This window comes from Sphingobacterium sp. LZ7M1, assembly GCF_024296865.1.
In the GTDB taxonomy this organism is placed as follows: domain Bacteria; phylum Bacteroidota; class Bacteroidia; order Sphingobacteriales; family Sphingobacteriaceae; genus Sphingobacterium.
In genome coordinates this window covers 266,075-278,907 of sequence record NZ_CP101134.1, presented here as the reverse complement: position 1 = coordinate 278,907, position 12,833 = coordinate 266,075, and the positions used below count along the sequence as shown (strand labels likewise).

The 12,833-nt window shown below is 41.6% G+C and carries 12 protein-coding genes; 3 read left to right on the top strand and 9 right to left on the bottom strand.

The window, feature by feature from the left end; translation table 11 throughout:
• Positions 1–65 precede the first annotated feature (65 nt).
• Complete coding sequence (hflX, locus tag NMK93_RS01205; RefSeq protein ID WP_185215828.1) at positions 66–1,256, top strand: GTPase HflX; 1,191 nt, start codon at positions 66–68, stop codon at positions 1,254–1,256.
• A 9-nt stretch (positions 1,257–1,265) separates the two neighbouring features.
• Complete coding sequence (lipB, locus tag NMK93_RS01200; RefSeq protein WP_254526604.1) at positions 1,266–1,964, top strand: lipoyl(octanoyl) transferase LipB; 699 nt, start codon at positions 1,266–1,268, stop codon at positions 1,962–1,964.
• Between the two features lie 72 nt (positions 1,965–2,036).
• On the opposite strand, the gene NMK93_RS01195 is transcribed toward lipB, so the two are convergent.
• The 4 genes from NMK93_RS01195 to NMK93_RS01180 form a co-directional block, all read right to left on the bottom strand.
• On the bottom strand, positions 2,037–2,864 hold the full coding sequence (locus NMK93_RS01195; RefSeq protein WP_254526605.1) for an MBL fold metallo-hydrolase: 828 nt from the start codon (positions 2,862–2,864) through the stop codon (positions 2,037–2,039).
• A gap of 82 nt (positions 2,865–2,946) precedes the next feature.
• On the bottom strand, positions 2,947–4,374 hold the full coding sequence (locus NMK93_RS01190; RefSeq protein WP_254526606.1) for an L-serine ammonia-lyase: 1,428 nt from the start codon (positions 4,372–4,374) through the stop codon (positions 2,947–2,949).
• Positions 4,375–4,470: 96 nt separating this feature from the next.
• On the bottom strand, positions 4,471–6,177 hold the full coding sequence (locus NMK93_RS01185) for a glycoside hydrolase family 3 N-terminal domain-containing protein (protein ID WP_254526607.1): 1,707 nt from the start codon (positions 6,175–6,177) through the stop codon (positions 4,471–4,473).
• A gap of 90 nt (positions 6,178–6,267) precedes the next feature.
• Entirely contained in the window at positions 6,268–6,807 is a 540-nt protein-coding gene (locus NMK93_RS01180; RefSeq protein ID WP_185215824.1) for a TetR/AcrR family transcriptional regulator, read from the bottom strand.
• A gap of 248 nt (positions 6,808–7,055) precedes the next feature.
• Between NMK93_RS01180 and NMK93_RS01175 the strand changes: the two genes are divergently transcribed.
• Complete coding sequence (locus tag NMK93_RS01175; protein ID WP_254526608.1) at positions 7,056–9,788, top strand: TonB-dependent receptor; 2,733 nt, start codon at positions 7,056–7,058, stop codon at positions 9,786–9,788.
• Here NMK93_RS01175 and NMK93_RS01170 read toward each other — a convergent pair.
• The 5 genes from NMK93_RS01170 to NMK93_RS01150 all read right to left on the bottom strand — a co-directional run bounded on the left by NMK93_RS01170 (position 9,785) and on the right by NMK93_RS01150 (position 12,805).
• The gene (locus NMK93_RS01170; protein WP_254526609.1) at positions 9,785–10,579 is read right to left on the bottom strand and encodes a M48 family metallopeptidase; all 795 of its coding nucleotides are present in this window, start codon (positions 10,577–10,579) and stop codon (positions 9,785–9,787) included. The genes NMK93_RS01175 and NMK93_RS01170 overlap by 4 nt on opposite strands.
• A complete protein-coding gene (locus tag NMK93_RS01165) occupies positions 10,576–11,019 on the bottom strand; it encodes a DUF4870 domain-containing protein (protein WP_185215821.1) in 444 nt (147 codons plus the stop codon). Before NMK93_RS01165 ends, NMK93_RS01170 begins: the two co-directional genes overlap by 4 nt.
• Positions 10,995–11,402: a DUF2752 domain-containing protein gene (locus tag NMK93_RS01160; protein ID WP_254526610.1), complete on the bottom strand. Its 408-nt coding sequence runs from the start codon at positions 11,400–11,402 to the stop codon at positions 10,995–10,997. Before NMK93_RS01160 ends, NMK93_RS01165 begins: the two co-directional genes overlap by 25 nt.
• Before the next feature lie 4 nt (positions 11,403–11,406).
• On the bottom strand, positions 11,407–11,718 hold the full coding sequence (locus NMK93_RS01155; protein ID WP_236736578.1) for a TM2 domain-containing protein: 312 nt from the start codon (positions 11,716–11,718) through the stop codon (positions 11,407–11,409).
• A 115-nt stretch (positions 11,719–11,833) separates the two neighbouring features.
• Positions 11,834–12,805: a rhodanese-related sulfurtransferase gene (locus NMK93_RS01150; RefSeq protein ID WP_254526611.1), complete on the bottom strand. Its 972-nt coding sequence runs from the start codon at positions 12,803–12,805 to the stop codon at positions 11,834–11,836.
• Positions 12,806–12,833: the final 28 nt, after the last annotated feature.

Genomic DNA, 12,833 nt, shown 5'->3' with positions numbered 1-12,833 from the left:
AAACAAGGTTTAAACAGGCAACAACCATTTCATTGGAACGCTTGTTCACTATTTAAAAACATTAAATGGCAAGATTTAAGATATATGACACGGCAGTAAAGCCAGAAACAGCAGTATTGGTGAGTGTAATCACTCCTGATGTTTCGGATGAAACCGCCAAAGAATATTTAGAAGAATTAGAGTTTTTAGTGACCACTGCAGGTGGTGTCACCAAAGGAATTTTCACCCAAAAACTAGCTTTCCCAGATCGTGCAACCTTTGTAGGATCAGGTAAGCTTGATGAAATCAAGGAATTTATCCAAGCCGAAGAAATAGATATCGTCGTATTTGATGATGAACTTTCTCCATCTCAGTTAAGGAACATAGAAAAGTATTTCAACATCAAGGTACTCGATCGTTCCAACTTGATTTTGGACATCTTTGCAAAGCATGCAAAAACGGCGCAGGCAAAGACCCAAGTGGAGCTTGCCCAACTGCAATATTTATTGCCTAGATTGACCCGAATGTGGACTCACTTAGAGCGTCAGCGCGGGGGTATTGGTATGCGTGGTCCGGGTGAAAGCCAGATTGAGAGTGATAGACGGATGATCTTGAATAAAATTTCCCTATTGAAGGATAGGTTAAAAGTCATCGACAAACAAAACGAGACCCAACGTAAGAACAGAGGCGAGATGATCCGAGTGGCCTTGGTCGGCTATACCAACGTTGGTAAGTCCACCATCATGAACATGATCTCAAAATCCGATGTATTGATCGAGAACAAACTGTTCGCTACGCTGGATACGACAGTTAGAAAGGTTGTTATTGACAATCTCCCATTCCTTTTGTCAGATACCGTTGGATTTATCCGCAAACTACCTCACCATTTAGTGGAATGTTTCAAGTCTACCCTTGATGAGGTCAGAGAGGCCGATGTATTGATCCACGTGGTGGATATTTCCCACCCTTATTTCGAAGATCATATCCGTGCGGTTAATGAAACCCTAAAGGATATCGGTGCTGTTGATAAACCGATCATTACGGTTTTCAACAAGATCGACGCCTATAAACCTCCGGTTGAACTGGATGAGGACGGTGAAGAGATAAAAGTAACATTGGATGATTTCCGGAACTCTTGGATGGCGAAAAATGCCGATCCGGCGATTTTTATCTCTGCAACCAACAAAACAAACGTCGAGGAATTCAAGGAAAAAGTATATGATATCGTTGTAAAAATGCACAACGCCAGATACCCATATAACAACCTGTTGTATTAGGAAAACAAAATGCAAAACAAAGAAGTAAAGTTTATTGATTGGGGGTTATTGGATTATCAAGAGGCTTGGGACAAACAAGAAGCGATTTTTGCAAAGACCCTCGCCATCAAACATGATAACCGAGTAAATAACGCACAGGATCCAACACCGAACTTTTTGATATTTACCGAACATCCACATGTCTATACCCTTGGCAAAAGTGGACATTTGGAATACCTGTTATTGGATGAAGAAGGGTTAAAGGAGAAAGAAGCAACTTTCTATAAGATCAATAGAGGTGGCGACATCACCTACCATGGCCCCGGCCAGATTGTCGGCTATCCGATCTTGGATCTGGACAACTTTTTCACGGACATCCATCTTTATCTGCGGACCCTAGAGGAAGCCATTATCCTGACCCTTGCTGATTACGGCATAGAGGCAGGAAGGTATCCAGGCTATACCGGTGTTTGGCTAGACCCTGATAATGAAAAGGCTAGAAAGATCTGTGCCATGGGCGTACGGGCTTCTCGCTGGGTAACTATGCATGGCTTCGCCTTTAACGTCAATGCAGACCTTGCCTATTTTGGAAACATCGTCCCTTGCGGAATAGATGACAAGGATGTTACTTCCATGGAAAGGGAATTAGGACATAAAGTTGACGTTGAAGAAGTGAAAGCCAAACTAAAGACACACTTGGCAACACTATTCAAAATGGAACTCCAATAAACATATTCAACAAAAAGGAAGGAGCTGTTATGATCATAACAGCTCCTTCCTTTTTGTATCTTAAACAGGGGATTACCCCGTAATGATCTGAATGGATTGATAAGAATATTCTTCCACATATATTTCCGTTTGCACCTGCTTGCTGATCTCAAATAGCGGAGTACATTCTGTCCTTTTTGCTACAGACATCTTAAATTCTTGGCAATGGGGTTCAAAGACCCGCTCAACCAACTCTACAGAATTGTTCTCGCCTGAAAGGTGGCCCAGTATCAAATGCTTTAAACGCTCAGATTTATTCTCAATAAAGGCTTCTAGGGATATTTTATTGGAAAGGTGGCCCCATCCTCCCTTAATCCTGTTCTTTAAATGATAAGGATATCTACCTGTAAAGAGCATTTCCTCATCATAATTAGCTTCCAAAAACAGGATATCCGCAATGCGGATTGCTTTCTTCACATTTTCACAGATCCTTCCCAAATCGGTTAGAACCGAAATATTCAGCTCCCCATCAGAAACCAAAAAGCTGCAAGGTTCCTGCGCATCATGATATTTAGGAATACCATAAACGGAGAAGTCTTCTAAATTAACAACCGAATTCGGCTTGATAAAATTGATCAGGTAACTCGGCAATTGCAATCTGGATGATTCATAGGTCCCTTCAGTCAGATAAACTGGAATCTGATACCTCTTCAGGAAAACGGATAAGCCAGAAATATGGTCAGTATGTTCATGGGTAATAAAGATGGCATTGATACTCGACGGATTTATCCCCAACGATGCCATCCTTAAATGCAGATGCTTGCTATTGATTCCGGCATCAATTAAAATGGAGGTATTGCCCTTAGCAATATAATAGCTATTTCCATTACTTCCAGAAGCTAATGCCGCGTATCGAATCATTTCACAAAGATAGAAAAATCGAAAATAAAAGAGCCGCCCAAACGGACAGCTCTCCAACTATTTGCATATTTCTTTTTTGAACCTAACATTCAGGCAAACTCAACGGAACTTTAATCGCCAGGCCACCATCTGCCGTTTCTTTATATTTCACATTCATGTCCTGAGCAGTATCCCACATCGTGCTCACCACTGCATCCAGACTTACTTTCGCTTTATCAGGATTCGACTGAAGGGCCAATTGAGCCGCAGTAATGGCCTTGATAGCACCCATGGTATTTCTTTCGATACAAGGAATCTGCACTAGCCCACCAATTGGATCACAGGTGAGGCCAAGATGATGCTCCATCGCGATCTCTGCGGCCATCAACACTTGCCTCTGCGAACCACCCAAACATTCGGTCAGTGCTCCAGCAGCCATAGCCGATGAAACCCCGATCTCTGCTTGACAGCCGCCCATGGCAGCAGAAATGGTTGCTCCTTTTTTGAAAATAGATCCAATTTCCGAAGCCGTAGCAATAAACTGAATGATCTTATCCTCTTTATAACAATCATGGAATACGATATAGTATTGCAGAACTGCGGGGATCACTCCAGCTGCACCATTGGTTGGCGCAGTTACCACTCGTCCAAACGAAGCATTCTCCTCATTCACGGCCAGAGCAAAACAGCTTACACAGTCAAGGATATATCCGAAATCCCTGCCTCCAGCACGGATCGCCTCTACCCAACTGTCAAAGTCCGAATATTCACGCCCTTTCAACATCTTTTTGTTCAGTTTGGATGCACGCCTTTCCACATGCAGACCTCCTGGCAAAACACCGTCCGTATGGCAACCCTTATAGATACATTCCTTAATGGTTTGGAAGATCTTTAAAACGCCATCCCTAGTTTCCTGTTCGGAACGCCAAGAGCATTCATTCTCCAACACCAGTTCCGAAATCTTCAGTCCGGTACGCATACAGGAAACCATTAATTCCTGCGCGGTATCAATTGGAAAAGGAAGATCAATCTCAGACAATACACTTTCGGTATCATTTTCCTGAACCACAAATCCACCACCTATTGAATAATAGGTTTCAGAAATAGCAGTCCCATTGTCCAAAAATGCCTGAAAAGTAACTGCATTGGGGTGAAATGGAAGACTTTGATCATAAAGGAATAGCAGATCATCGGTATAGGAAAAGTCAATTTCTTTTTTACCACCCAGGCTCATCTTTTTATTAGCCTTGATGCGATTCACCTTCGGAAGGACATCATTGACATCAAATGTTACAGGGTCATCCCCACTCATGCCCAAAAGCACTGCGATATCAGTACCATGACCAACACCCGTCTTCGCCAAAGAGCCATACAAAAGGATCTTTACCTCCACAACATGATCTAAGGCCTCCCTATTCTGCAATGCTTCAACGAAACGTTGGGCTGCACGCCAAGGGCCTAAAGTATGTGAACTGGAAGGTCCAATCCCTATCTTAAACATATCAAATATAGAAATCTGCTCTTTTGCCATAATTCTCAATCTACATAGCAAAATTAGTCTTTCTTTTGAATAAAAAAAGCCAGTAAAACTTACTGGCTACTTTATTTTTATGTTAACAAACTTAGATTACAAACCTGTTCCGTTTTCTAAATCCTCAGAAATGCTAACTGGCAATTTACCTTCTGGTTTAATTTGTTTCAACAAAGCCTTTAAAACAGCTTTTTGCATGAAAAAGTCATTTTGATAGCCTAAAAGAACAGAGGAACTGCGCATCACATCCACCGAGTTCATCGCATATGGATTGGTAAACATCACTGAAATCGTTCTCCTACCGGCAATCTTATCGATAAAATCTTTGGCAGCATCATTCAAAACCAATTCACTACGCGGTCTACTACGATTATCATGGATAACCAGTACAATCTGGCGATTATCCTTCGCCTCCTTCATCAAATCTTTCAACTGCTCTTCAGTTTCATCTCCTTTGATAAAAAACTGATCAAAATCGTTCAGCTGCAAGGCCAGACCTTTCTCAAAATCTTGAGTTTGATCAATTCCTACACTCACGATCGAAGTTGATTTTTTCGGGTCAAATCTTTTTAACCCGCGGTCTGATTTCAATAAGGTCACCGCAGCATCTGAAATGCGCTGCACCAAACTCTGAGCTGCAGGCGTATTCAAATCCTCATAAAGTCTATTGGTATTTACCGGTTTCACTTGGTTTAGGCCTAACCATAATTTCGCTGCCAAGACCTTTTTCACCCTAGCATCGATATCAGCTTGGGAAAGTCTTCCCGATTTGATCGCTTTTTCAACAAGATCGATTGCACGACCGCTGTTTTCAGAAACTTCCAAAAGATCATGGCCCGCTTCAATGGCCATCACATCAGCCTCCCCATTCGGGAAAAATTTCTTCACCCCATTCATGTCCATGGCATCAGTGACTGTAAGACCTCTAAATCCCAATTCCTTACGGATAATATCCGTCACTACTTTCTTGGAAATGGATGAAGGGATATTTGGCGTATTGTCTAACGCTGGTACATTCATGTGTGCCACCATCACAGACGGAGCACCATCTTTGATCAACTGTCTGAATGGATACATTTCAAGGCTATCCAATCTCGCTTTATCAAACCTCAACTGCGGAAGGTCATGGTGTGAATCCACATCGGTATCACCATGCCCAGGGAAATGCTTCAACGATGCTAAGATGCCACCTTGAACCATGCCATCCATATAGGCTTTAGCCTTTTCAGTCACCTTGTACTTATTGTCACCGAAGGAACGGAAGTTAATAACTGGATTATTTGGATTGTTATTGATGTCTACAACAGGCGCAAAGTTAAAGTGCATCCCCATACGGTGGAAATCACGTGCCACCTGTCTACCCATTTCATATAGCAGATTATTGTTCTGAATAGCACCCAAAGTCATCTGATATGGGTATGAGATCGTCGAATCCGGCATACGCATGCCCAATCCCCATTCCCCATCGAATGTAATCAACAAAGGGACCTTGCTCACTTTATCATATTGATTGAACATATTGGCATGTCTTACGGGTCCTCCTTGGAAAACGACAAGACCACCCAACTGTTCCTTCTCAATCACTTGCTTTACGGAGTCTACATATTTTTGACCCAAGTTGGTATGTGCTCTCACCAAAAAAAGCTGACCTATGCGTTGCTTCGGTGTCAAGGTATTGAACACGGAATCAACCCAAGAATGCTTTTGATTGATAAAATCTACGAAATTGGGTTTGTTCTGCGCGAATGCTGCAGAAATAAGCATCATGGATAGCAATCCAAAACTGAAGAGTTTCTTAATCATCACAATATAGTTTACACGAAATACGGCATTTTTACTTGTTTTTTAAAATATTTTGCACTTTTAAAAAACAACACGCAGGAACACGCAATACTAAAGGTTGTATTTGGTCTCTACCAAAGCTGCTAAATCAGCTGCATTTTCAAGCTCCCCACAGGCCTCTTTCTTCCATAACATATCAATGATCAGCAATAGGTATTGAGTTTCCAGATCGGGATTGGCATAACCCAATTCTTCAAACGCTTTATGAACGATGGGTTGAACGGGCTTAATGAAGAGTTCGTGTTGAGATTTGGAGAAACTATGGTGTGAAAGTCGTTCTTGCAATTTCCAGAACAAAGGATCATCGGCAACCAATTTACTCGGAAACTGAACCATGTTCCTAAGAAAATCCTTCGCCCCCTTATAGGTCATCATCCCTTTGTGATGAAGCAGCACCTTCCTATAACCTGACTTCACGATATGGGCCAACAAAGCATCCTTGTTTCCGAAATGCTTAAAGATAAGTGCTTCAGAAACTCCAGCTTTGGCAGCAATCTCCTTGGTCGAGGTATCAAGGTATCCCTTTATTGCAAATAACTGTAAGGCAGTTTGCAGAATCTTTTCCTTCCTACTGAGTGTCGTTTCTTTCATTGATTGTAATAAGCAAATATATCCAATTTTTCTGAAATTGCCTTGACCAAGCAATTTGACCGCTATGTAACATCTCTAATGCGACTCCGCTTTTCAATATTTTCATTTCCGCTGTAACCTCTTGATAATCTAACTTTTTCAATTTCCCGATTTTTACGATTGTCATAACAACAATGTATCTTTTTTGTGATTATCAGGCTGTTATCGTCTAAAAACTATATAATTGAAAAAATCCATCAAACCTTACCATGAAATACCTGCTTACCTTTTGCCTAGTTTTATTAAGCTTTGTCCCTGTATTGGCTCAAGTCAATATCGCTGGAAAGGTGCAGGACAAAACAAAGGGTAGCAACTTACAGGATGCCAGCATCCAACTCCTGAACCTCAAAGATTCCACCATCCGTACGGCCAAATCAAATGACAAAGGAGATTTCTCAATCCCAAGGGTAGCCAATGGCAATTATAAATTGACCGGAACTTTATTGGGCTTCAAAAAGTTCGAGAAAAACATCGTTGTAAAGCCTTCGATGGAAACGCTTCTGGTTGGCTTAGAACCTGGGGAAATCGTAATCGAAGAGATTACCATCGCTCCAGCACCTAATGTTGCCGTCAAAGGGGATACCATGGAATTCAATGCCCGTAATTTCGCCACTAGAGAATATGCCGATGCTGATGAAATGGTTGCTCAGGTCCCTGGTGTAACCATCGATGAAGATGGAAAAGTTACTGCACATGGCGAGGAGGTCACCAAGATCATGGTGGACGGCAAGGAGTTCTTCAGCACTGACCCTAAAGTGGCCCTAAAAACCCTCCCGGCAGACATCATTGACAAGCTACAGATCATCGATGAGAAATCCGAACAGACTAAATTCTCCGGATTCGATGATGGTAAAAGGTCCAAAGTCATTAACATCGTAACCAAGCCCGACAAGAAAAAAGGACTCTTTGGAAAGTTCAACGCTGGTAAAGGTGATGCCGACAAATTCTCGATCAACTCCGGTGTAAATGCTTTCCGTGGAGATGAAAAAATCTCCATCAATATCATGGCCAACAACATCAATGAAACAGAGTTTTCCGAACAAGGAAGAGGCGGGTTCAGAAGAGGAAATAACAACACCGACCGAGGTCTATCTGACACCTATGCGGCTGCAGCCAACTATACCAATACATTCCTCGACAAAAAGATGGAAGTCAATGGAAACTATAGGTTCCGCAATAGCAGCACTTTTACCAATACCCTATCAGACATTGAGTATATTACAGGAAGCCGAGCCAACCAATTCCAGAACCAACATCAAACCGGTAACAATGGCAACATATCCCATAACCTGAGAGGTCGACTGAAATGGGATATCGACAGCATGAACCGCATCGATATCAATCCAAACCTTTCTTATACAAAAAGTGATCTGGCCAATAGCTCAATCAGCAACATGAGCAAGAATAGGACAGAACCCCTGAACAACTCCAACCGAAACTTCAACAACAATAATGAAGCCTTCAATTTTGGTGGCGGCTTGACCTATATGCACCGATTCAAAAAAGCGGGTCAGACCATATCCTTGAGTTTAGACGGAAACAAGAGCAGCAACGAGGCGTTAGGAAAAACCTTAGCCTTCAACCAATACTATAAAGATGCAGTTCTAGACCGAATCGACACTGCCAATCGCGAAAGTACGACCTATGGATATGGAAATGGATACAATGGAAGACTTTCCTACACCTACAATGTCTCCAAGATCTCCAGATTGCAGGCCAACTATGGCATGCGAAATACCAGCAACTATTCCGACCGGAAAACTATGGAGTTTCTTGCCGAGACAGGGCAGTTTGAAGAACTGAACGATCGATTATCCAATGAATTCCGAAATGATTTCACCCATCACAGTGCAGGGCTTTCTTATTCATACAATAAACAGGACACCTTTAGGTTCCAGATTGGAATGAACTATGAACATGGCTACCGGGTAAACAACCGGACCGTCCCCATAAATCTGAGAACCACTGCAGACTTTGGAGCCTTTCTTCCAGAACTGACCATGGCCTATTACTTTAGCAAAGAAAGGCACCTGGAATTCAACTATAATGGCGCGACAAACACCCCTTCCATCGATCAATTGCAGGACTATATTGATAATTCAAACGAATTGTTTCTCCGAAACGGAAACCCAAACCTGAGCCAGGAATACACCCATCGGTTCCGTCTTCAGTATCGGGATGTAAACCGCAGCAATGGCCGGAGCTTCAACAGTAGCCTTAATTTTGACTACACCAACAATAAGATCATCAACTCCACCATGACCACCGACAGCACCATCACCCTGTTTGAAGATATTATCCTAGGTGCCGGTGGACAATATGTCGTACCTGAAAACATCAACGGTGTATTTCAACTTCGAGCAAATAACAACTATGGGCTACCGTTAAAAAAACTGGGCTTCAACCTGAACTTGAACAATTACATGTATTACAACCGTAATTATGCCATCCTCAACAAAGTCTTGATGCCAAACCACAGCTATGGTTTTAGCCAGCATGTGGGCATATTTACCAATTTCAGTAAAAAGATCATCATTGGATTCAATTACAATCTGAACATGAACTTTACCAATAACCCAATGAGTGAAATATCCCACTACCGGATTACCAACCATAGAATCAGCAATTCCCTGAACCTGGAATTCTTTAAGAACATGACCTTGGGTTATAATTATTCTTTCTACCGTAATGGGGGTGTAATGGGTGCAGAGGCCATTTCAACAAACTTGCTGAATGCGTCTATCGGATATAAGATCTTGAAGAAAAGAAATGCTGAAATCTCCTTAAAGGCTTTTGACCTGTTCAACAATGCCCGAAACATCAATCGTCGAGCGTCCGAGATTTCTATTTCAAACATCACCTCAAACACCTTGACCAGATATTTCCTATTGAGCCTGAACTATAATTTAAGAAGTTTTGGAGGAAGATCGGGCAGAGATTAATCCTGATTGGCATATTCGGAAATCAGACCTTGCAGGTCTGTCCAGCTTTTGGAGCTAATGGGACTTTTGTAGGTATTAGGGTCCGTCTTGATCCTGTTGATCTTTTGTTCTAGGTATTTCTTGCGGTCTGCAGGAACAGGGTGAGAAGAAATCCAGCTGACATCCCCATCCGAACTCAGATACACATCAAACAGCTCCATAACTTTCATCAAGCTACTTGGATCAACATGGGCCTCTTCCAAATATTCCACGGCTTTTTCATCGGCTTCTTTTTCAAGCTTCCTTGAGAAGGCCTGCCCTGTCAAGAAATTGGTCACTTCACCGGTACCTGATCCTGACAGCAATAGATCCAAACCAAAATTAGTGATCAATGAACGCATCACATGGTTTTTCTCACAATGGGCAATCTCATGGGCCAAGATGGCCGACATATAATCTGCACTATCCAAAAAATTGATCAGGGCTGTCGTCACGATGATCTTATCGTCAGGAAGGGCAAAGGCATTCACCTCTTCACTTTCCACCAACAGAAGATCATAGTTTTTGCTAGGGATATAATTTTCTTTCAATAAGGGAATAAAAAGCGAATCGAGGGTACTGTCGATCTGCTCATCCTCGATCACATCATACAGGTCGCGCACCTGTTCCAGCACCAACTTACCCAATTTTGACTCCAAGCGATCCTGATTCTGTTGGACTTCAAACACACTCGTCCAATTCACTTGCAACAACAGTAGATAACAGACTGCAATTCCAGCAGCTAATACCAGAAATTTGCCTAGAATCTTCATCGTTTCAACAGATTATCAGTGATATCCGAAAACAGGAACCAACGTACATGAATTCCCTTTCTTGTTTTTATCGAAGTATAGATGGTGGAAACAATTTCAATCCCATTCAACAGTAAAATCAACATCAGGTAGGCGATATAAGCATCGCTCACTTCCTTCCTATTAAAAATAATCGCCATGGTCCACCAAAATCCAGCGGTATTGAAAAAGAAAATGGCAAATTGGGAAATAAGTGCTTGAGTACAATGCCACTTTACAAAGCGAGTGGATTTACGATTGCCCAAATAGAAAATCACAGTTGCCAGTAAATTGAATATAGGCAACGGTAAACCAATAAACAAAGCAAACAAAGACATCAAATAACTATTTGATGCATATTCACGTTCATCCTCGGTAATCTCTCTCGGATTAAAAGCTATAGTCCCTTCGATATGTTCCATGCCCAATTTAAAATAACTAATATGACCAGAATCGCACTGAATGCCTTATGCTGCTGAAGAAATTTTTCAACCTGATTATAAACTTTATAATAATAATCACGCTTTGTAACCAAATCAAGCAGCATCAATACCAAAACAGCCATAATGATGATGCTCGAAACGATCCCCAAAGGGTTGATCATAAATGCATCCTTAAGCTGCCCATTAAACAATGCTGAAATGGATCTTGTCGTCCCACAGGAAGGACAAGGATAGCCTGTAACCAGTTTCACTGGACATAGTGTGATGTTCGCGGAAGCATAATAATCCAGCAATAGCCAGATAATCCCAATGAAACAAACTATTCCCGTAGTAATATACAGTCTGCTCCTTGGATTCCGCATTGAATTAATAATTCAAGGAGGTAATCAGTTTTTCGAAATTTTTGGTTTTTGTTGCCCCCATGATCAGGAACCAATCAATGATAGTCCATATTCCCAAACCTCCACAGGTCAATAATTTGGCAATTCCCAAACCGGTATCTCCAATCATAAAGCGGTCAATCCCAAAGGAACCCGCCAAAATGGAAACGATCAAGACAGTAGTTGGATCTTTATATTGTTGGATCTGAACATTCGTGTATTTACTTTCATCCGACCTCGTCAATAGATCCTTGATCTCCATCAATTGATATGATTCAAAAAACTTGTTGTTTGACATTAAAAACATGTCTACTTTCTGACTATCCATTTCGTATTTCCAATTAAGAGTATAATAAAAAATCCATTTAGCTATTGAAAGATAAATGGATTTTTCGAAATATTTTAATAAACTTTTAATTTTTCACCAACTTCTTGTGCTTACGCTTTGAGATTTTATCAATATTGACAGGCTGAGGTACTTTTACATAATAGCCTGTACCGTCATACTCACGTTTCTTCGGATGCGACTTACAGTCGTCAGAACAGCAACCGTCTAATTCCCAGCCACATTCATCACATTGCGTAAAATGCTCATTGCAGATCGGGTTTGCACAGTTGATCATTTTCGAAGTAATTTTCCCACAGTTTTTACATGTTGAAACAACTGTCGGGTTAACCGAATTGACCGGAACTGTAACACGGTTATCAAAAACATAGCATTCCCCTTCAAAATCCTCCCCGCCAGCTTCCTTACCATATTTAATGATACCACCGTGCAATTGATAAACATCCTCAAAACCCTCTTTCAACAATAGAGCAGAAGCTTTTTCACACTTGATACCACCTGTACAATAAGTCAAGATTTTCTTGCCCTTTAGATGTTCCAATTCCTTCACTTTTTCCGGAAACTCACGGAAATTTTCTATATCCAATGTAACAGCGTTCTTAAAACGACCTACATTATGCTCATAATTTGAACGAACGTCAAGGATAACCACATCCTCTTGATCTTTCAACGCCAAGAAATCCTTAGGCTCCAGATGCTTTCCCGTCTGTTTGTTTGGATCGATCACAGATGGATTGCGCAGACCTGAGTGAACAATCTCCTCTTTGTAACGACAATGCATCTTGATGAATGAAAGTTCTTCTACGTCGTCCACCTTGAATTCGGTCTTTGCAAACCTCGGATCCGCATGCACATGCTCCATATACGCCTTACAAGCCTCCGGAGTACCCGAAACCGTACCATTAAGACCTTCATCAGCAACGATGATTCGTCCCAACAAGCCAAGTGATTTACAAAATTCTAGATGATCTTCTGCGAACTTTTCCGCATTCTCGATAGGGCTGTAGCAATAGTACAGCAGTGTTTGATATTGTGCCATATATTCATTGATACCGCTGCAAACGGCG

What these genes read in the sequence shown, in the direction of transcription:
- hflX (WP_185215828.1), top strand. Translation starts at nt 66, where the DNA reads ATGGCAAGATTTAAGATATATGACACGGCAGTAAAGCCAGAAACAGCA.
- lipB (WP_254526604.1), top strand. Translation starts at nt 1,266, where the DNA reads ATGCAAAACAAAGAAGTAAAGTTTATTGATTGGGGGTTATTGGATTAT.
- NMK93_RS01195 (WP_254526605.1), bottom strand. Translation starts at nt 2,864, where the DNA reads ATGATTCGATACGCGGCATTAGCTTCTGGAAGTAATGGAAATAGCTAT.
- NMK93_RS01190 (WP_254526606.1), bottom strand. Translation starts at nt 4,374, where the DNA reads ATGGCAAAAGAGCAGATTTCTATATTTGATATGTTTAAGATAGGGATT.
- NMK93_RS01185 (WP_254526607.1), bottom strand. Translation starts at nt 6,177, where the DNA reads ATGATTAAGAAACTCTTCAGTTTTGGATTGCTATCCATGATGCTTATT.
- NMK93_RS01180 (WP_185215824.1), bottom strand. Translation starts at nt 6,807, where the DNA reads ATGAAAGAAACGACACTCAGTAGGAAGGAAAAGATTCTGCAAACTGCC.
- NMK93_RS01175 (WP_254526608.1), top strand. Translation starts at nt 7,056, where the DNA reads ATGAAATACCTGCTTACCTTTTGCCTAGTTTTATTAAGCTTTGTCCCT.
- NMK93_RS01170 (WP_254526609.1), bottom strand. Translation starts at nt 10,579, where the DNA reads ATGAAGATTCTAGGCAAATTTCTGGTATTAGCTGCTGGAATTGCAGTC.
- NMK93_RS01165 (WP_185215821.1), bottom strand. Translation starts at nt 11,019, where the DNA reads ATGGAACATATCGAAGGGACTATAGCTTTTAATCCGAGAGAGATTACC.
- NMK93_RS01160 (WP_254526610.1), bottom strand. Translation starts at nt 11,402, where the DNA reads ATGCGGAATCCAAGGAGCAGACTGTATATTACTACGGGAATAGTTTGT.
- NMK93_RS01155 (WP_236736578.1), bottom strand. Translation starts at nt 11,718, where the DNA reads ATGTCAAACAACAAGTTTTTTGAATCATATCAATTGATGGAGATCAAG.
- NMK93_RS01150 (WP_254526611.1), bottom strand. Translation starts at nt 12,805, where the DNA reads ATGGCACAATATCAAACACTGCTGTACTATTGCTACAGCCCTATCGAG.